Annotated in this window: 18 protein-coding genes; 10 read left to right on the top strand and 8 right to left on the bottom strand. The window is 59.4% G+C overall.

What is annotated here, in order from left to right:
- The first annotated feature begins 10 nt into the window (after positions 1-10).
- Together PG871_RS05605 and PG871_RS05600 are read left to right on the top strand one after the other, a co-directional pair.
- The gene (locus tag PG871_RS05605) at positions 11-1117 is read left to right on the top strand and encodes a primosomal protein N' (replication factor Y) - superfamily II helicase (RefSeq protein WP_270726988.1); all 1107 of its coding nucleotides are present in this window, start codon (positions 11-13) and stop codon (positions 1115-1117) included.
- 18 nt (positions 1118-1135) lie between these two features.
- Complete coding sequence (locus PG871_RS05600; RefSeq protein WP_270726985.1) at positions 1136-1807, top strand: nitroreductase; 672 nt, start codon at positions 1136-1138, stop codon at positions 1805-1807.
- A gap of 35 nt (positions 1808-1842) precedes the next feature.
- Here the strand turns inward: PG871_RS05600 and PG871_RS05595 are convergent, their stop codons facing one another.
- From PG871_RS05595 to PG871_RS05585, 3 genes are all read right to left on the bottom strand, one after another.
- The gene (locus tag PG871_RS05595) at positions 1843-2901 is read right to left on the bottom strand and encodes a DUF2235 domain-containing protein (RefSeq protein WP_270726982.1); all 1059 of its coding nucleotides are present in this window, start codon (positions 2899-2901) and stop codon (positions 1843-1845) included.
- Positions 2891-5191 (bottom strand): xanthine dehydrogenase family protein molybdopterin-binding subunit, encoded by a 2301-nt coding sequence (locus tag PG871_RS05590; RefSeq protein ID WP_270726980.1) that lies wholly within the window; start codon positions 5189-5191, stop codon positions 2891-2893. Before PG871_RS05590 ends, PG871_RS05595 begins: the two co-directional genes overlap by 11 nt.
- Before the next feature lie 73 nt (positions 5192-5264).
- Positions 5265-6395, bottom strand: coding sequence for a type III PLP-dependent enzyme (locus tag PG871_RS05585; RefSeq protein ID WP_270726977.1), 1131 nt, complete (start codon positions 6393-6395; stop codon positions 5265-5267).
- 105 nt (positions 6396-6500) lie between these two features.
- On the opposite strand from PG871_RS05585, the gene PG871_RS05580 reads away from it, so the two are divergent.
- Positions 6501-6938, top strand: coding sequence for an Lrp/AsnC family transcriptional regulator (locus tag PG871_RS05580; protein ID WP_270726974.1), 438 nt, complete (start codon positions 6501-6503; stop codon positions 6936-6938).
- A gap of 39 nt (positions 6939-6977) precedes the next feature.
- Here the strand turns inward: PG871_RS05580 and PG871_RS05575 are convergent, their stop codons facing one another.
- Complete coding sequence (locus tag PG871_RS05575; RefSeq protein ID WP_270726972.1) at positions 6978-7868, bottom strand: LysR family transcriptional regulator; 891 nt, start codon at positions 7866-7868, stop codon at positions 6978-6980.
- Positions 7869-7973: 105 nt separating this feature from the next.
- Between PG871_RS05575 and PG871_RS05570 the strand changes: the two genes are divergently transcribed.
- Both PG871_RS05570 and PG871_RS05565 read left to right on the top strand, forming a co-directional pair.
- Positions 7974-8831, top strand: a complete 858-nt coding sequence (locus PG871_RS05570; protein WP_270726970.1) for a phytanoyl-CoA dioxygenase family protein — start codon at positions 7974-7976, stop codon at positions 8829-8831.
- Positions 8832-8845: 14 nt separating this feature from the next.
- On the top strand, positions 8846-9466 hold the full coding sequence (locus tag PG871_RS05565) for an HD domain-containing protein (protein WP_270728725.1): 621 nt from the start codon (positions 8846-8848) through the stop codon (positions 9464-9466).
- Between the two features lie 44 nt (positions 9467-9510).
- Here the strand turns inward: PG871_RS05565 and PG871_RS05560 are convergent, their stop codons facing one another.
- Together PG871_RS05560 and PG871_RS05555 are read right to left on the bottom strand one after the other, a co-directional pair.
- A complete protein-coding gene (locus PG871_RS05560; RefSeq protein ID WP_270726968.1) occupies positions 9511-9882 on the bottom strand; it encodes a hypothetical protein in 372 nt (123 codons plus the stop codon).
- Positions 9879-10415, bottom strand: a complete 537-nt coding sequence (locus PG871_RS05555) for a DUF3592 domain-containing protein (RefSeq protein WP_270726966.1) — start codon at positions 10413-10415, stop codon at positions 9879-9881. Before PG871_RS05555 ends, PG871_RS05560 begins: the two co-directional genes overlap by 4 nt.
- Positions 10416-10703: 288 nt before the next feature.
- On the opposite strand from PG871_RS05555, the gene PG871_RS05550 reads away from it, so the two are divergent.
- The 3 genes from PG871_RS05550 (at position 10704) to PG871_RS05540 (ending at position 14878) form a co-directional block, all read left to right on the top strand.
- Positions 10704-13715, top strand: a complete 3012-nt coding sequence (locus PG871_RS05550; protein WP_270726964.1) for a valine--tRNA ligase — start codon at positions 10704-10706, stop codon at positions 13713-13715.
- A gap of 41 nt (positions 13716-13756) precedes the next feature.
- On the top strand, positions 13757-14083 hold the full coding sequence (locus PG871_RS05545; RefSeq protein WP_270726962.1) for a DnaJ family domain-containing protein: 327 nt from the start codon (positions 13757-13759) through the stop codon (positions 14081-14083).
- Between the two features lie 468 nt (positions 14084-14551).
- Positions 14552-14878, top strand: a complete 327-nt coding sequence (locus PG871_RS05540; protein ID WP_270726960.1) for a DnaJ family domain-containing protein — start codon at positions 14552-14554, stop codon at positions 14876-14878.
- Positions 14879-15021: 143 nt separating this feature from the next.
- Here PG871_RS05540 and PG871_RS05535 read toward each other — a convergent pair whose 3' ends face one another.
- A complete protein-coding gene (locus PG871_RS05535) occupies positions 15022-15813 on the bottom strand; it encodes a crotonase/enoyl-CoA hydratase family protein (protein WP_270726957.1) in 792 nt (263 codons plus the stop codon).
- A gap of 123 nt (positions 15814-15936) precedes the next feature.
- Here PG871_RS05535 and PG871_RS05530 point away from each other — a divergent pair, with 123 nt between their 5' ends.
- Entirely contained in the window at positions 15937-17040 is a 1104-nt protein-coding gene (locus PG871_RS05530) for a pyridoxal phosphate-dependent aminotransferase (protein WP_270726955.1), read from the top strand.
- Between the two features lie 97 nt (positions 17041-17137).
- On the top strand, positions 17138-17308 hold the full coding sequence (locus PG871_RS05525; protein WP_270726953.1) for a hypothetical protein: 171 nt from the start codon (positions 17138-17140) through the stop codon (positions 17306-17308).
- Here the strand turns inward: PG871_RS05525 and PG871_RS05520 are convergent.
- Complete coding sequence (locus PG871_RS05520; RefSeq protein ID WP_270726951.1) at positions 17305-18501, bottom strand: pyridoxal-phosphate-dependent aminotransferase family protein; 1197 nt, start codon at positions 18499-18501, stop codon at positions 17305-17307. The genes PG871_RS05525 and PG871_RS05520 overlap by 4 nt on opposite strands.
- Positions 18502-18525 lie beyond the last annotated feature (24 nt).

Raw genomic sequence — 18525 nt, 5'->3', positions numbered from 1 at the left:
GGCCAAAAAAGTGACAGACTTACCGCCCCCTGTGCCCCAAGAAACCACCCGTTTCCCTTGCCCCAACTGTGGCGCGGATTACCGTTTTGCGCCCAAACAGGCCAAATTGGTCTGCGATCATTGCGGCCATGAGGAACCGACGGAGCAAGGCGACCGTGACACCGCGATTGCCGAGCTTGATTTCAAGGCGGCACTGGCCGAGCAACTGCCCGCTGCCGAGATTGTCGAAACCCGCGCGAGCTCTTGTCCAAACTGCGCCGCGCATGTGGTGTTTGAGGGCGACACCCACGCCACCGAATGTCCGTTCTGCGCCACGCCTGTAGTCGTCGACACCGGCACGCATCGCCAGATTAAACCGCGCGCCGTGCTCCCGTTCCAGCTTGCGGAACGCACCGCCCATGACGCCATGAACACATGGCTTGGCAAGCTCTGGTTTGCCCCCAACGGTCTGGCCGCCTACGCCCGCAAAGGGCGCAAGATGAACGGCGTCTACGTGCCTTACTGGACCTATGACGCAGACACCAAATCCCGCTATCAAGGCGAGCGTGGTACCGTCTACTACGTCACCGAAACCGTGATGCGTGACGGCAAACCCGAGCAACGCCAAGTACAGAAAGTCCGCTGGCGCCCCGCCTCGGGCCGCGTCAAACGCTGGTTTGACGACGTGCTGGTGCTGGCCTCACGGGCGCTTCCAAAACGCTACACAGACGCATTGCAACCATGGGACCTGTCCAAGCTGGAACCCTACTCGCCTGAATTCCTCGCAGGGTTTCAGGCCGAGGGCTACAGCGTCGAGCTTCAAGACGGCTATGACGAAGCCCGCGCCCATATGGACGCCGTAATCCGCCGCGACGTGGCCTTTGACATCGGCGGCGACCGACAGCGCATTCACCACATCTCCACAGCCGTGAATGACGTGACTTTCAAGCACATTCTTTTGCCGGTTTGGATGGCTGCGTACAAATACCGCGGCAAGACCTATCGCTTTGTGGTCAATGGACAAACCGGACGTGTTCAGGGCGAAAGACCCTATTCCGCGATCAAGATTGCGATCGCCGTCACGCTCGGATTGCTTGCCGCCGCTGCAATTGGCTATATCATCGCCCAAAACCAATAAAAGACTTGGGACGACCCGATGACCCCGCATTCCGCCCTTCAAGAGCTTCTCAACAGCCGATTTTCCTGTCGTGCCTTCCGCAAGGATCCGGTCCCCCGCGATGTGATCGAACAAGTTCTGCGTGACGCTGGCCGCGCGCCCAGTTGGTGCAACGCCCAACCGTGGAAAGTGATTGTGGCCTCCGGTGCGCAAACCGACGCCTTCCGCGACACCATGGCAAGCGCCTTTGACGCTGGTAAACCCGCGCCTGATTATCCTTTTCCGTCGACGTATACCGGCGCCCACCTGCAACGCCGCCGTACCTGCGGCATGCAGCTATACGAAGCTGTCGGCATCGGACGTGGTGACCGCGAGGGCCGCGCTGCACAAATGCGGGAAAACTACACGCTGTTTGGCGCCCCCCACGTGGCGGTGATCACCTGCCCCGAAGAACTCGGCCCGTACGGTGTGCTGGATTGCGGCGGCTTTATCACCGCCTTCTGCCTCTCCGCGCAGGCCCAAGGCCTTGGCACCGTACCTCAGGCCGCATTGTCGTTGTTCTCCGACGCCGTGCGCGCGCAATTCGCCATCCCTGACGATCGCAAAGTGCTGGCGGCTATTTCGTTTGGCTATCCGGATGATCAGGCCGACATCAACCAGTTCCGCACCGATCGCGCCGAGCTGGACGAATTTGTCGAGTGGAAAGACTAGCCGTCAGTCGCTGGGGGCGCGCCTCAAACGCCGTCTTAGCGCAAGTCGCCCACAACCCGCGCTTTTACATCGCCCGCCGCCACAAAGGGTTTCGCACTTTCATGTAAACTTTCGCTGCGATCCCGTCCGGCAATCCGGCGTTTACGGATCCAGAAAAACTTACCCCAACGCCGCCAGGTGCCCAACATTGGCACTTCTGCGTCGCACACGATCCGCTCCTGCCACCCGACAGGCAAAGCCACATCACAGCTTTCCAGCCGCTCCAGCATCCAGACAAGCGAGATATTCCCCAAGGGACGTGCCGCCGCAAACCCGTGAAGCTGCCCGCCCACGTCGCCATGCGCGCCGCGAAACCAGACCTGTTCCACCCGCCCGTCCCACATGTCGGGGCATTCCCACATCTCCGGCGCGAACACTGACCGCGTTTCGTCCAGCGCCAGCGCCTGAAATCCATGGCGCACGACGGGGCTCAGGTGGTGGTTGTGAAACGCGTGCCGCTTCTCCGTAAGCCGCCACAAAAGCGGCAATCGCGCGCCCAGCGCCTTGACCGTGTCCCAGACACCGATCATCTCAATCGCAACGTTTTCATGGCAATGCGCCTCGGCAAAGGTACCAACCACGTCGCTGTCCGGCGTCAATTCATAGTGGCGATACGCGGTGCGGATGTTGCGCTCTGTCGCGCATTCCGCCCGCAACAACCCGACGCGGTCAATCACACCTGCCAACGACCGAACGGCAAAAGCGCCCCGCGAATATCCCATCAGGAATATGCGATCACCGGGACGATAGCGGCTCGCCAGATAGCCATAAGCCCGCCGGATTTGCCGGTTGATCCCACGCCCCATCATCACGTCCAGCGTCTGCCGCCAGCCGGGCCATTGTACCCCCGCCTCATAATACAGCGATACTTCGGGCCCCATCTTTTGCAAAATGCGATAGGTCAGCCCAGCGTTGGTTTCCTCACCAGTGCGCAAGCTCGACAAAGTGCCGTCCAGAATAAGGATATGGGTGACCGCCCCGCGACGCGCGGTGACTTTGGAATGGTCTGCGCGAGTGCCCCCGCGCAGCCAATCCCACAGGCGTTTATGCAGCATCAGGCGCGGCTTCGCGCAGCATTTCCCAGACCCGCAGCGGGGTAAACGGCATGTCAGCCTGACGCACTCCGCGATCCCACAGCGCGTCCTGCACGGCGTTGGCCACGGCCGCCATTGCCCCCACGGTGCCCGCTTCGCCACAGCCTTTCATGCCCATGATGTTCGCTGTCGACGGCACGGCCTCGGTGGTAAAGCCGATCATCGGCATATCGCTGGCGCGTGGCATCGCGTAATCCATAAAGGTTGCGGTCAACAACTGACCGTCCTCATCAAACACCACATGCTCCATCAAGGCCTGACCTGCGCCCTGCGCGACCCCGCCATGCACCTGACCCTCGGCAAGCATCGGATTAATAAGGTTGCCGAAATCATCCACGACGTTGTAACGATCCATCGTGACCTGACCAGTCTCGGGATCAATTTCTATCTCTGCAAAATGCGCCCCGTTGGGGAAACTGCGCGCCGGAAGCGTTGTGCGTTCTTCATGCACCAACAAATCTTCGCGCCCGTCCGCCCGCGCCATTTCAGCGGCCTCAAGCATCGTCGGGTGCAGGTTAGACCCCTCGGCGCGGAACTGTTCGTCATCAAAAGAAACGTCAGCCTCATTCACACCCATCTTATCCGCGAGATATTGTGTGAAAGCGGTGATCATCGTGGACACTGTCGCCAGTGTCGCGGTGTTCTGCACGGTGACAGAGCGTGATCCGCCAGTGCCGCCACCTTGTTTGATGCGGTCACTGTCGCCCTGCACAACCTCAATCAAATCCACCGGAATGCCGGTCTGATCGCTCAAAAACTGCGCATAAACCGTCTCGTGGCCCTGCCCGTTGGACTGCGTACCCACAAAAATCGACGCGGTGCCATCCTCGTTGAATTCCACCCGTGCGCTTTCGCTCGGATCGCCCAGAATACTTTCGATGTAATAACACAACCCGACGCCGCGCAGCTTGCCCGCCGCCTCAGACGCCGCCTTGCGTGCGCCGAACCCACTCAGATCGGCAAACGCCTCAGCACGATCCAGCACCCGATCAAAATCACCCACGTCATAGGTCTCATCCGTTGTGGTTTTATACGGGAACGCCGCCTTAGGAATGAAATTGCGTCGTCGCAGCTCGGAGCCCGACACGCCCAATTCCCGCGCCGCGCGGTCCATCAGACGTTCCAGCGCGTAAATCGCCTCGGGGCGCCCCGCACCGCGATAGGCATCCACGGGCGTCGAGTTGGTATAAACCCCGTCCACCTGCAACCATGTGGTCTGCACATCGTACACGCCCATCAAAACACGGCTGAACAGCTGTGTTTGAATGGCCTGCGCGAATTGCGAGTTATAAGCGCCCATATTGGCGACGCTCAGCACGCGATAGGCCGTGGCTTTGAGGGTTTCATCAAACGCCATTTCCACGGTCGAGGTCAGATCCCGTCCCGCGTTGTCCGACAACATCGATTCCGTACGGTCCGCAATCCAGCGCACCGGCTTTCCGATAACCTTGGCCGCCTGAGCAATCACGCCAGGCTCGTTGTACATCATCGCTTTCATGCCAAAGCCGCCACCCGTGTCGGGGTTGGTGACTTTCACCTGTTCGGGATCAATCGCCAGCATACGCGCGATCTGCGCTTTCGGCCCCCAAACACCCTGACCGTTGATCGCCACGTGCACACGGCCGTCCTCGCCCCATTCGGCAAAGGCGCCGCGCGGCTCCATTGCGTTGACGATCACGCGGTTGTCGCCCACTTCAAGGCTGACCACATGTGTGGCCGCCTGAAACGCGGCCTCAGTTGCGGCCTCATCGCCCAAACCCCAATCGAATGCGAGGTTTTCCGGCGCTTCTGCGTGCAAAGGCGCACCTCCGCGCGACAGCGCGATGTGGGCGTCCAGATCGTCGTAGTCAAACATGATCATCTCGGCCGCATCGCGCGCCTGATCCATAGTCTCGGCCACAATCACCGCCAACGGCTCACCAACATAACGCACACGCCCCGTCGCCAGCAAAGGCCGCGCAGGCCCTGCCCCTTTGGACCCATCGCGGTTTTGCACCTGTGTGCCCTCCAGCGTTGCGTCCATACCGGCCGCCAGCAAGTCTTCTTGCGTCAGCACCACAGCCACACCGTCTGCTTCGCGCGCGTCGCTTACATCGAGCTCTGTAATCTCTGCATGCGCCACTGGCGAACGCAGGAAATACGCGTGCAAAGCCCCCTCCGGCGCAATGTCATCCACATATTGCCCCGCACCGGTCAGGAACCGTGTGTCTTCGAACCGTTTGACCGGTTGGCTTTTCCCGAATTTTTCCATGGCTGACTCTCCGCGCACGTGTGACGTGAGGGACAGTAGCGCCCACATTTGCGGTGTCCAGTGGTGTTGCGCTTCACAACGTTGCGACAGTTACAATCTCTTGCCTGCCATAGCCGTTGAAACCTGTGGAAATCGACGCGGAATAGGCCCCCATTGCGCGGATCAAAACATAGTCTTCTTCCGAGATCTCTGTCGGCAAAGGCATCAAATCCGGCAACCGGTCAAGGCTGTCACACGTCGGCCCGAACACCACATACGGCACCAGGTCTCCATCGACATTTGCCCCGTCTGATCGCAACACCTGCACCCGATCCGGCAGGCCGATATCGCGCAACTCGGTCAACGCCCCATAGGCGCCGTCATTCAGAAACACCGCCCCGCCTCTGACCGCTTTCACCCGCAACGCCAGCGTAAAGGCCTCTGCAACCATCGCGCGCCCCGGTTCACAGACCAGACCGGGTGCGTCTTTGTCAAAAACCGTCTGCACCTCCTCGGTGATACGCTGAAAAACCGCTTCAATATCAGGCGCTGCACCGCTGCGATGCGCTGCAAACCCGCCGCCGACGTTCAACCGCTTCAGCCGCACGCCGGCTTGTCGCGCCACATCCGCAGCGACACCGACATAAACCGCCCAGGCCTCCGGGTCGGCACACTGGGTGCCGGGATGAAATGTGATCGACGTCGCAAACCCCATGTTATGCGCCGCCTGCAAAAGCCCAACCGCCGCCGCCGGATCGGCACCAAATTTCTCGCCAAAATCATAGGCGGCTCCCGCCACGGGCAACCGCAGCCGCACCGCAATCTCGGTGTCGTGACGCGGCACATCGGCCAACTTTGCCAACTCGCTCGCGCAATCCACCGACCAACTGGCAATGCCATGCCCCACCGCTTCGGCAATCTCCGCCCGTGACCGGACAGGGTTATGATAATGCAGCACCGCATCCGCCTTCGCCCGCCGTACCCGCGCCATTTCCATTGGTGAGGCCACGTCAAACGCAGCAATGCCGGCGTTCACCAGATTGTGCAGAACCGCTTCGTGATCGTTGGCCTTAACCGCATAGGTGACCAGACCGTCAAACCCATCCAGAAATCGTTTCGCCGTGGCCTGCAACACTTCGGGTGCAAAATACAAAACCGGCGCGTCCGGTTTAAACTTTGGCAAATGCCAGTTCGGTGACGGCCACAAAGCCGGTTGATTGCGCATACCCTGCCTCTTCGTTTTCTTTTCAGACTGGGCGGCTCGTCTGTCGATTTCACGCGTCGATACTGCTAAACAGTCGAAAAATTCAAACGAATCGACGAAGCACTCATGCAACTTGACGAAACAGACCAAAAACTGCTCTCGCTGCTGTCAGAGAACGCCCGCGCGCCCGTGGCCACTTTGGCGCGCAAACTCAACCTCGCGCGCACCACTGTGCAGGCCCGCCTGGACCGATTGGAAAACACGGGCGCGATTGCCGCCTACACGTTACGATTGGGTGACGTCGCCCGTCCCCGCATCCGCGCCACAGCGCTTTTGTCGATCGAGTTGCGTGCGGGGCCCGCAGTGCTGCAAAAGCTGAAATCGTTGCCGGCGGTGGAAACCGTCCATACCTGCTCAGGCCGCGTGGATCTGATTGTGCAATTGGCCGCTGACAGCACCTCGGAACTGGACGACACCCTGGACCGCATCGGCGAAGCGCAGGGCGTCAAAAGCTCGGAAAGCCTGATCCACCTCTCCACGCGATTGGACCGTCTCCGCGCCTGATGGCTCAACTCCGCGCTGCAATGGTCCAACACGGGCCGCCTAATCCCAACCTTGCGCGGCACCCCATGCCAACAACCAGTCGCGAAATTTGCGCGCCGGCGGGCGCAATGCCCGCAGATCGTCGTAAACCAGATGATAGGCCTGACTGCCCCGAACTCGCAGCCCCGCAAGGCACGGCACCAGTCCTGCGCCTTCCATTTCGGCATCGCTGGCAGGCGCACGCGCTAACGCAATGCCCCGTCCTGCCCGCGCCATCGCCATCGCCATCACCGTGCTGTCAGCAAACACCATCCGCGCAGCACCAGGCATGACCTTGACCTCTTCCAGCACCTGCCGCCAACCGCTGCGATGGGTGCCAACCTCAATCAGCGGCCAATCCAAGAGATCCGCAGGCTGGGTGATCTGTGCCGCGACATCCGGCATCGCCACCGGATAAAGCCATTCCCCCATAATCCGGTCGCTTTCCGCGCCGTAGGCATGTGGATTGCCAAAGATGATCTTCAGATCAACGAACCCCTGATGAAAATCCACCGCCGAATTTCCGGTGTTCATCACCACTGACAGCCCCGGATTGTCTATCTCGAACTCTGACAGACCCTGCGCCAAAATCCCGTGCGCGAAAATCAACACGCAATTGAGATACAGCGCCTGCTCCCGTGTGCGGCCAAACAAGCCTTCGGTGGCTTCCTCCAGCGTCATCAACGATTGCTGGACCGGCGCTAAATAGGCACGTCCTGCCTCTGTCAACGTCACCGCATGGGCCTTGCGCACAAACAACGGCGCACCCAACCGCTCCTCAAGGCTTTTGACCTGTTGGCTCACGGCAGCGGGCGACATGTGCAACTGCTCCGCCGCCCGCGCGAAACTCTCGGTCCGTGCAGCGGCCTCAAAAACGCGCAGCCAGTTCAGCGATGGGATACGGCTCTTCATGACGCGAGCATAAGTAAAACTTAGCCTGTCCGTCCAGAACCATCATGCTGCAATCCCGCGCCATTGCCATAGGCTCCAACTTGTCAATCACTCAGGACCACGCCCATGCCCGCCACTCTATCTGCAGCACAGCAATCCCAATATTGGGAAGATGGCTACCTTTACCCCCTGGACATCATGTCGTCTGACGAGGCCGCCCGCTGGCGTGCCGAAATCGAAACCATCGAACGCGACTGGCTCGATGCCGGCCTGCCCTTGCCGATCAACAGCTACAAGCGCGTGAATTCCTACGTGGTCATGCCCATGGCCGCCCGCCTTGCCGCTGATCCACGCGTTTTGGACATTGTCGAGGGTGTGCTGGGCCCCAATATTCTGGTCTGGAGCGCCGAGTTCTTCATCAAGGAACCCAACACCAAATCCTTCGTTTCGATGCATCAGGATCTGACCTATTGGGGGCTTGATGCCGTGGACGGTCTGGTCACAGCATGGATCGCTCTTTCGCCTGCCACTGTTGCCTCCGGCTGCATGGATTTTGTGCATGCCAGCCACAAGAACCCGATCCTGCCGCATACCGACACCCACGGCGAGGACAACTTGCTATCGCGCGGTCAAGAAGTCGTTGTGGATATCGCCCCCGAAGACAAAACCGCCATTGAACTGCAGGCAGGACAGATGTCCCTGCACCACGGCCTGACGATACATGGCTCCGGTCCAAATCAGTCTGACGACCGCCGCATCGGCTTTGTCATCCGCTACATCAAACCCGAAATCGCGCAGGAAGTGGCGGACAAAGACTACGCCATGCTGGTGCGCGGCGTGGATCGCATCGGCAACTTCATTCACCTCGCGCCGCCCAAAGACCTTTTTGCGCCGGCCACACTGGACCTCTACGAGGAAATCAGGAAAGCTCAGGCAGCCTCCCTGATGAAAGGCAGCAAAGACAAAAAAGGGCTCTACGGATGACGGACACGCCAAAAATGGACCGCGTCGACTTCACACAGATGAAAGACGGCACCAAAGACGAATACGAATTCCTCAACGCGCTGGAAATCGACCACACGCGGCACACTGCTGACCGCCTGCTCAAGGCGCTGGTGGAGCTGGATGAAAGCCTGTCGGGATACCAGATCACCCGCTTGGGCCATTCGTTGCAATCCGCCACCCGAGCGTGGAATGACGGTGCCGACATCGACTGGGTGGTCGCGGCGTTGCTGCACGACATCGGCGACATCTATGCGCCTTACAATCACGACGAATACGCCGCCACCATTCTGAAACCCTTTGTGCGCGAGCAATGCACTTGGGTTGTGCAAACCCACGGCGATTTCCAAATGGTCTACTACGGCCAACACCTTGACGGCTTTGACCAAAACAAACGCGAACGCCACCGCGGCCATCCCTATTTCGACGACAACGAAACCTTCTGTGAACGTTGGGATCAGGCCAGTTTCGACCCAGACTATGTCACCAAGCCCATCGAATTCTTTGCCCCCATGGTACGAGAGGTCTTTGACCGGCAGGCTTATGATCCAACAGTGATCCAGACCGGCGTCCGCGCCCCGCTTACGGACGCAAAAGTTGCCGCTTCCCGCGCCTGACGCGGCATCTGACGCCGCAGGCGGTTAAAGCGAACGACCAAATGTCAGCCTGCTTTTTTCTTGGCTTTGCCGCGTGTTTTCACGGCCCTCAATTCTTGTCGCCGCTCATACCGCGCGCTCGCCAAACGCCCGTAGCGCCACAACGCCAACCCTGACAGCCCCATCACTGCAAGACCGCCACCCAGAATGGACCACCACCCCGACAGCGGCTCCGTCCGTGACCCGTTTGGCCCCACGTCCCAGCCCCAGATCAACAAGACCATCGCCACAATAAGGGCAAGGGCCCAAAAACACACCACAGCCCCATCCGCTGCAGCTTGCCGCCAATCTGCCCGCGTCGCTTTTGTCAGCTCTTCCATGGATCGCAGCTGCCAAGAGTAATAGCGGACCCATGTCGGTTCACGTGGCTCCGTCATGCCGTGCTCTCCTTGTCCAATTGGCGTATGCGCCACTGCGCCAAACCCGCCATCCCGGCGCCCACAAGCCCACAACATACCGCCAGCCAAAAATACACGCGCGCTTGATCGCTGAACCTCCCCGCGCCCAGTTCATAAACTGCCGGCCTGTCGCGCAGGTAGCGGATGTTAAACTGATCCCCTTGCGCGCCAAACGGGTTTTGAATCACTGACGTCTCGCTGGTGATCCGCTTGTCGTTGAAGAACACCTCGCCACTTTCCAACGGAAAGGAAAATCCGACCTCAAGGAAATACTCGTCTTCTGTCCCTTGTGACTTCACACCGCTGTTCACCGAGATCACCGTGCCAACGGTTGCCACACCATTGGCATCGAGCCTCCTCGCTTCGTTGTTCAGAAAGCTCACGCCAATTGCGAGCAACGCAGCAACGATCAAAAGCACACACCCCACAAAAGTGTTGTTGCGCTGCTCCTTACGCGCTTCATGCCGCACACGATCCGCTTTGCTCGGCCCGCGCCGGCTATTTGTGGCCATCACGCCCCTCAATTCCAAGTCTCAAAAGTCTTTAACAATTGGCGAAACTTAGCATGAGGTGCCGGTGGCTCAAGATATGGATTCCCTACTTTCGACCCACCCGCCGTCGCAACGACCGCGCATGAGGCGCCGGCCAAAATACCCACTGCGCCGCGCCCTCAAACAAGCTCATCACTGCTCGTGAAGCTCCACCTCAACAATCTTGCTCTCAAACCCCGCCCTTCGCGCTTCCCCTTTGGCTCTGCTTTCGCTAGAGACAGGCGCGACCGGATAAAGGGATCAAGACCGATGGCGATGGAAAAAACCTTCAACGCAGCCGAGGCCGAAGGCCGGCTTTATAACGCTTGGGAAAAAGCAGGCTGCTTCACCGCAGGCGCGAATGCCAAACCAGGTGCGTCCACCTATTGCATCATGATCCCGCCGCCGAATGTCACTGGCGTTCTGCACATCGGTCACGCGTTTAACAACACGCTTCAGGACATCCTGATGCGCTGGAAACGCATGCAGGGCTTTGACACCCTTTGGCAGCCGGGCACCGACCACGCGGGGATCGCCACCCAAATGGTTGTCGAGCGCAAGCTGGCCGAGACCGGGCAGCCGTCCCGTGCCGAATTGGGCCGCGAAAAATTCCTTGAAAAAGTCTGGGACTGGAAAGCCGAAAGCGGCGGCACCATCATCAACCAGCTTAAGCGCCTTGGCGCGTCCTGTGATTGGGACCGCGAAGCTTTCACCATGTCCGGCGCGCCCGGCGCGCCTGCTGACGTGGCTGGCGGCAACTTCCACGACGCCGTGCTCAAGGTCTTTGTCGAGATGTACAACAAAGGTCTCATCTATCGCGGCAAACGCCTCGTAAACTGGGACCCGCATTTTGAAACTGCGATCTCTGACCTCGAAGTAGAAAACATCGAAGTCGCCGGTCACATGTGGCACTTCAAATACCCGCTCGCGGGCGGGGCGACCTATGAATATGTCGAGAAAGACGAAGACGGAAACGAGACACTGCGCGAAACCCGCGACTATATCTCCATCGCTACAACGCGTCCCGAGACGATGCTTGGTGATGGCGCAGTTGCTGTGCACCCCTCGGACGAACGTTATGCGCCCATCGTGGGCAAACTCTGCGAAATTCCGGTCGGCCCCAAAGAGCACCGCCGCCTGATCCCGATCATCACCGACGACTACCCCGACAAAGACTTCGGCTCCGGCGCGGTGAAGATCACCGGCGCGCATGACTTCAACGACTACCAGGTCGCCAAGCGCGGCGGCATCCCGATGTACCGCCTGATGGACACCAAAGGCGCGATGCGGGCGGATGGCGACAGCTATGATGCTGCCGCGACCATCGCCATGGCTGTGGCCAAGGGTGAGAAGACACTGAGCGTTCCAGAAGCCGACGCCGTGAACCTCGTGCCTGAAGACATCCGTGGTCTGGACCGCTTTGAGGCGCGCAAACTGGTGGTTCAGCAAATCACCGACGAAGGCCTCGCGGTGATGACCACCGAGACCACGACGGTCAAGGATGAGGACGGCAACACGTCCGAGGTCACGCAGACCGTGCCTTACGTGGAAAACAAACCCGTCATGCAGCCCTTTGGTGACCGCTCCAAAGTGGTCATCGAGCCGATGCTGACCGATCAATGGTTTGTGGAAACCGACAAAATCGTCGGCCCCGCGCTCGATGCTGTGCGCGACGGCACCGTGAAAATCCTGCCGGAGTCGGGTGAGAAAACCTACTACCACTGGCTGGAAAACATCGAGCCCTGGTGCATCTCGCGCCAGCTGTGGTGGGGTCACCAGATTCCGGTTTGGTATGGGCCAGACGGCACGCATTTTTGCGCCGTAACAGAGGCAGAGGCCGTCGAACTTGCGCGCGATCACTATCAGAGTCGATATCACGATTCTGAGGAGCAGTACGCGGAACGCGATGACGCGACCAATGCAATCATCGCAGCCGCTTACAAGTCGGACCCGATCGCGCTAACCCGCGACCCCGACGTGCTCGACACTTGGTTCTCCTCCGGCCTCTGGCCCATCGGCACCCTCGGCTGGCCCGACAATACGCCGGAGTTGGAAAAATACTTCCCGACCTCCACGCTGGTCACCGGTCAGGACATCCTGTTCTTCTGGGTTGCCCGCATGATGATGATGCAGTTGGCCGTCGTGGATCAAATCCCGTTCGACACCGTTTACCTGCATGGCCTCGTGCGCGATGCCAAAGGCAAGAAGATGTCCAAATCCACCGGCAACGTCATGGACCCGCTGGAGATCATCGACGAATACGGCGCCGACGCGCTGCGCTTCTCCTCGGCCGCCATGGCGGCTTTGGGTGGCGTTCTCAAACTCGACATGCAGCGCATCGCGGGCTACCGCAATTTCGGCACCAAGCTTTGGAACGCCGCGCGGTTTGCCGAAATGAACGGCGTGTTTGAAGACGACGTGACCGCGTGGTCCGGCGAGCAACTGACACAAACCGCCAACCTCTGGATCATCGGCGAAACCGCCAAAGTTCGCGAAGAGGTCGACGCCGCACTCGAAAGCTTCCGCTTCAACGACGCCGCCAACGGGCTTTATGCCTTTGTCTGGGGCAAGGTCTGCGACTGGTATGTGGAATTCTCCAAGCCGTTGTTTGGCGCGGAAGACGCCGCCGCTGTGGCCGAAACCAAAGCCACTATGCGCTGGGTGATCGATCAATGTCTGATCATGCTGCACCCCATCATGCCCTTCATCACCGAAGAGCTGTGGGGCGAGTTGGGCGATCGTGAAAAGATGCTGGTGCACGCCGATTGGCCGACCTACACGGCGGCAGATTTCGTCAACGCCGATGCCGACCGCGAGATGAACTGGGTCATTTCGGTGATCGATCAGATCCGCTCGGTGCGCGCCCAGATGGGCGTAAACGCCGGCGCCAAAATCGACGTGGTCGTCAACGACATCACCGACCAGAACCGCGCGGCGCTCAAGAGCAACGAAGCGCTGATCTTCAAGATCGCCCGCGTGGTGTCCATGACCGAAGTCGACGCTTTCCCCAAAGGCACGGCCACAGTCGCCGTGGACGGCGCCACCTTGGGTCTGCCGCTGGCCGACATCATCGACATCGATGCCGAGAAAGCCCGCCTTGAAAAAGGCCTCGGCAAACTCGCTAAGGAACTTGGTGGGCTGCGCGGTCGTCTCAACAACCCGAAATTCGTCGCCTCCGCGCCGGATGAAGTGGTGGTCGAAGCCCGCGCAAACCTCGCCGCGCGCGAAGAAGAAGAGGCCAAAATTCAGGCCGCTCTGAACAAACTCGCTGAGCTAGACTAGGAAAAGTTGCAAAAAACGCGTGCCATACCATATCATTTGGTATGGCACCTTCTTTTGACGCACTCATCGAACGCCAGATCCGGCAAGCCCAGCTTCAAGGAAAGCTGGACAATCTGTCCGGCGCGGGAAAACCACTCGACAAGCATTCGGGGTTACAGACATCTGTGGCATCGGTTGGCCATGCAATGATGGCCAGCGCAGGCGTAAAGCCGCGGCAATTCACCCTCAAGGAACGTTTGGATAAAGCCCGCGAGGAGCTTAAGAAAACATCTGATCCTGCCGAGAAAAAGGCGCTGATGACGAAGGTTTCGCTGCTAGAATTGGAATACAATGTCGAGCGCGAAGCATACAGGAATTTTTTGAAGTAATTCCACCAACCGCCCCAACAACCTGTCAGATTTTGAACCTTTCAGCGCACGATACGCGCCTTGTCAGGCATGCAAACAACATGAGAAAATTTGCGCCCATCATCGGCGGATTTGGGCACATGGGCACAATGTCACAGTTGTAAGATCCAGAGGAATCTCCGCGCGAAGATCGTCCATGGCCGCAATTCCAAACTTTGCAGACATAAAGGGCGGCGCAAGCAAATTTGTTGCGAAAAATTGTAATTTTTCAGTTAATTAATTGCGCTGATATGCACCGCGCGACACCTCTCTCTTGTGTCTCAAAATCCCAAAATCCATGATCTTTCCGAGGGATATCGCCATCAAAAACACCGCCCCAATCCACCTGCACCAAACGGTTTCAAAGTCCTGCCAAAGGCCCGTGCAAAATCTTGCCGAACGGATGCTAAGGCCTTTGAAAGCCACGCGTTTCGCTCCTAACTCATTGGCATGACAAACTCCATGAACGCACTCATCGAACGGCAGATCCTCAAAGCGCAAGCTGAGGGTCAGCTTAATAACCTCTCCGGCGCGGGCAAACCGTTGCGGAGGACATATGTAATCCCAGGCGGCGGCGCGTCGGTCAGCCAAACTATTAAGGCTGGCATCGGTGTGCCCAAATCACCAGCTCCGCTCAAAGAGCAAATCGAAGCCGCCCGCAGTCGTCTCTCACGAGAAATCGACCCCAAGGCGAAAGAGTCCCTGATGGCAGAGATCACCAAACTGGAGTTGGCCTACAACATCGAACGTGAAGCTTATTTGAACTTCATGAAGTAACCCACTCAAGCCCGCCTCTCCCTACGGTAAGGCCCAGCGCTACCTTTCAAAGGAAAAAGGCCGTCGCATTTCTGCTGACGGCCTCGGCTTATGAACCGCACCCACGCCCATACGACGCTTGGTGCGCATTTCTTTGAGTGTCTTTAGTCAAACTTGGCCGGACGTTTTTGCATATTGGCCGCAATGACTTCCATTTGATGTGCCTTGCCAATCAGGGTCGCTTGCAAACGGCTTTCCTCCAGCAAAACAGCGTCGGGATCATCCATGTTGTCCTCGGCAAATCCGATCAACGCCTTGGCGGCGCGAATGGCTGACGGACTCTTGCCTGCGATCTCTTCGGCCAATTCCATGGCAGCCGCCAACGGATCGTCCACGATCTCGCTCACCAACCCCCACTCCAGCGCCTGTTCTGCCACAAACGATTGCGCTGTATACGTGAGGCGGCGGATCACATCGGACCGCGTCAGATGCGGCAACAAGGCCATGCCGCCCATGTCCGGCACTATGCCCCACTTCATCTCCATAATCGAAAACTTGGTGCCCGGCGCCGCGAACCGCACATCCGCGCCCAACGCGATTTGGAACCCGCCGCCATAGGCCACACCTTGCAGAGCAACGATCACTGGCATCGGAAGCTTGCGCCACACCAGCGGCACCTGTTGGAACAGGTTCGCGTTGCCATGGGTGCGCGGCATCAAAAGATCTTCGGGACTGCCGCCCGCCATCGCGCCAAAGCTCATCACGTCCAGACCGGCACAGAACGATGCGCCTTCGCCCGACAACACCACAACGCGCACATCGTCACGCTCCATCAGGCTTTCACCCGCTTCGGCAATAGCCTCAAGCATCGCCGGGTCGAGCGCGTTCATCTTGTCGCCACGGGTCAGGGTGACACGAGCGATGTGGTTTTCGACTTCGATTGATACGCGGGCCATGGGCAGCCTCCTCCTAAGATCAGGTTTGTTGCAGCCTACTCTCGCCACCGCCTCAAGGAAATCCACCCTGACGTGAGGGCATTTTATCTTGCCCGACGACCGCCGTTGCGGCACTTAACGGTCATGAGCACACCTCGATACACAAAACTCGCCCTGTCCTTGCCCGCCACCGTGCCCTTTGTTGGCCCCGAGGCACAGGAACGCGCGATGTCGCGCCCCTTTGCTGCCCGTTTGGGTGCGAATGAAAACATCTTTGGTCCTTCGCCCAAAGCGATTGAGGCGATGACGAAAGCGGCGTCCGATATCTGGATGTATGCCGATCCCGAAAGCTACGACCTGCGCCACGCACTCGCCGAGTTTCACGACGTCACGCCGCAAAACATCGTGGTGGGCGAAGGCATCGATGGGCTGCTTGGCTATCTGGTCCGCCTGTTGGTTGAGGAGGGCGACAACGTCGTCACCTCTCAAGGCGCCTATCCAACGTTCAACTACCACGTCGCCGGTTTCGGCGGCACGCTGCACACCGTGCCATATCGTGATGACGCCGAAGACCTGCCAGCTCTCTTGGCCAAAGCCGCCGAGGTCGACGCCAAACTGGTGTACTATGCCAATCCCGACAACCCGATGGGCAGCTGGTCCACCGGCGCCGACATCGTCGCGCAGTTGGACAACATCCCCGACGGCTGCGTGCTGTTGATTGACGAAGCTTATATCGAGCTCGCGCCAGAAGGCACCGCTGTACCGGTTGACATAAACGACGACCGCGTGATCCGCATGCGCACGTTTTCCAAAGGCTACGGCATGGCCGGCGCGCGCATAGGTTATGCGCTCGGAGAGGCACACTTCATCCGCGCCTTTGAGAAAATCCGCAACCACTTCGGCCTGAACCGCGCCGCGCAGGCCGGTGCCTTGGCGGCGCTGCAAGACGCCGACTGGCTGGCGCAAACGCAAGCCAAAGTGGCCGAGGCACGCGATACCATTGCGGGCATCTCCGAGAAATACGGCCTCAAGGCGCTGCCTTCGGCCACCAATTTTGTCGCCATCGACTGCGGTCGCGACGGCGCCTATGCCAAAGCCATTCTGGATGGTCTGGTTGCGCGGGGCGTCTTTGTGCGCATGCCCTTTGTGGCGCCGCAAAACCGCTGCATCCGGCTCAGCTGTGGTCCAGCCGACGCGCTGGCCCTGTTTGACGAGGCATTGGAAGAGGTTTTGGCCGAGCTGGACTAAGCAGCTGGCTGCGGCTTGAGCCCCGAACGCGCGCTCACAAAAATGTGGCATCGCGCGATCTGAATTCCACGCTACACTCCTTACCAAGGAGTGCGCCATGTCCAGACCGGTCCAACCCGTCGAGAATTATACCACCACCTGCCTTGTGCTCGGTTTGGTAAACCTCTTGTGGATTTTCGCCGCCATTTGGGCCTTTTTCGGTTTTGGCTGGGTGCTGTTGACAGGCTGGCTCCTGAATCAGGGCATCAATCGCCTCGCCCGCCGCTAGCCCGCCGCAATCACATCCGCCGCCGCTTCCAGCGCGCCCGCGCCATACGGGATGTCGAGGACCTGCATGCCGGTCTGTACCGTCGCCAACAGCCCAAGGATCATCTGCGCGTTCACATGCCCCATATGGCCGAACCGGAAAAACCCGTCACCCTTGGGATCCTCCTCAGTGCTCATGCCAAGCCCAATGCCCAGCGTCAGCCCCGCCTGATCCTGACACCACCGCCGCAATCTCGTGCCGTTTTCCTTGCCAATCCGCAGCGCTGTCACCGCGTGACTGCGCGCCGCAACGTCGGGCATGTTCAACGCAAACGGCCCACCGGTGGCCCAAGCGTCACCTGCAGCCCAAATCATCCGCGCCAATGTCTCATGCCGCGCCCAGACCGCCTCAAGGCCTTCGGCCTTGATCATATCAAGTGCCACCCTCAGCCCATAAAGGTGATGCGTCGGCGCAGTGCCGCAAAACAACTCGTAATAAAGCTCCGGATTGGCGCGCGGCTGCCAGTCCCAATACCGGCTCACCCGCGCCATCTCCGAGCGCACGCCCGCCGCCTTTTCGTTGAAAAATACAAAGGCCATCCCCGGCGGCACCATCAACCCTTTCTGGCTGGCCGCCACCATCACATCGACGCCCCAAGCGTCCATCTCGAACCGGTCACAGCCCAGCGAGGCGATACAGTCCGCCATCAACAAAGCCGGATGCCCCACCGCATCCATCGCCGCCCGCAAGGCCGCAATGTCGGATTTGGCGGAACTTGACGTGTCCACATGTACTGCCAGCACTGCTTTGATGCTGTGGTCCTTGTCCGCCGCCAAACGCTCCGCAACCCGTGCCGGATCAATCGGACTGCTGCGGCCAAAATCGATCACTTCAGTATCTGCGCCCAGCCCCGTTGCCATTTCTCCCCAGCCGTGGCCAAACCGACCAGCGGCTGGCACCAACACCTTGTCGCCCGGCGCAATCACGTTGGCCAAAGCCGCCTCCCACGCCGCATGGCCGTTGCCAAGGTAGATCGCCACATCGTGGGCCGTGCCTGCCACCATTTTGAGGTCCGGCAACAGGCCATAGGTCATGTCAATCAGCTCACCTTCATAGATATTGGGGGCGCTGCGATGCATGGCGCGCAACACCGCCTCCGGCATCACAGAAGGGCCGGGAATGGCAAGATAGGTCTGACCGTTGGCAAGCGTCATTGTGTAAGTCTCCTGATCCGTAGC

This window comes from Shimia sp. Alg240-R146 (genome assembly GCF_947331465.1).
Classification (GTDB): Bacteria; Pseudomonadota; Alphaproteobacteria; order Rhodobacterales; family Rhodobacteraceae; genus Shimia.
Note: the sequence above shows the minus strand (reverse complement) of the source record. Positions and strands in the feature narration are given on the sequence as shown.

Excerpts from the sequence above, each read along its gene's own strand:
- PG871_RS05535 (WP_270726957.1), bottom strand. The coding sequence starts at position 15,813 with ATGGCCCGCGTATCAATCGAAGTCGAAAACCACATCGCTCGTGTCACC.
- PG871_RS05580 (WP_270726974.1), top strand. The coding sequence starts at position 6,501 with ATGCAACTTGACGAAACAGACCAAAAACTGCTCTCGCTGCTGTCAGAG.
- PG871_RS05575 (WP_270726972.1), bottom strand. The coding sequence starts at position 7,868 with ATGAAGAGCCGTATCCCATCGCTGAACTGGCTGCGCGTTTTTGAGGCC.
- PG871_RS05525 (WP_270726953.1), top strand. The coding sequence starts at position 17,138 with ATGTCCAGACCGGTCCAACCCGTCGAGAATTATACCACCACCTGCCTT.
- PG871_RS05590 (WP_270726980.1), bottom strand. The coding sequence starts at position 5,191 with ATGGAAAAATTCGGGAAAAGCCAACCGGTCAAACGGTTCGAAGACACA.
- PG871_RS05565 (WP_270728725.1), top strand. The coding sequence starts at position 8,846 with ATGGACCGCGTCGACTTCACACAGATGAAAGACGGCACCAAAGACGAA.
- PG871_RS05555 (WP_270726966.1), bottom strand. The coding sequence starts at position 10,415 with ATGGCCACAAATAGCCGGCGCGGGCCGAGCAAAGCGGATCGTGTGCGG.
- PG871_RS05560 (WP_270726968.1), bottom strand. The coding sequence starts at position 9,882 with ATGACGGAGCCACGTGAACCGACATGGGTCCGCTATTACTCTTGGCAG.
- PG871_RS05600 (WP_270726985.1), top strand. The coding sequence starts at position 1,136 with ATGACCCCGCATTCCGCCCTTCAAGAGCTTCTCAACAGCCGATTTTCC.
- PG871_RS05595 (WP_270726982.1), bottom strand. The coding sequence starts at position 2,901 with ATGCTGCATAAACGCCTGTGGGATTGGCTGCGCGGGGGCACTCGCGCA.
- PG871_RS05540 (WP_270726960.1), top strand. The coding sequence starts at position 14,552 with ATGACAAACTCCATGAACGCACTCATCGAACGGCAGATCCTCAAAGCG.
- PG871_RS05585 (WP_270726977.1), bottom strand. The coding sequence starts at position 6,395 with ATGCGCAATCAACCGGCTTTGTGGCCGTCACCGAACTGGCATTTGCCA.
- PG871_RS05550 (WP_270726964.1), top strand. The coding sequence starts at position 10,704 with ATGGCGATGGAAAAAACCTTCAACGCAGCCGAGGCCGAAGGCCGGCTT.
- PG871_RS05545 (WP_270726962.1), top strand. The coding sequence starts at position 13,757 with ATGGCACCTTCTTTTGACGCACTCATCGAACGCCAGATCCGGCAAGCC.
- PG871_RS05570 (WP_270726970.1), top strand. The coding sequence starts at position 7,974 with ATGCCCGCCACTCTATCTGCAGCACAGCAATCCCAATATTGGGAAGAT.
- PG871_RS05520 (WP_270726951.1), bottom strand. The coding sequence starts at position 18,501 with ATGACGCTTGCCAACGGTCAGACCTATCTTGCCATTCCCGGCCCTTCT.
- PG871_RS05530 (WP_270726955.1), top strand. The coding sequence starts at position 15,937 with ATGAGCACACCTCGATACACAAAACTCGCCCTGTCCTTGCCCGCCACC.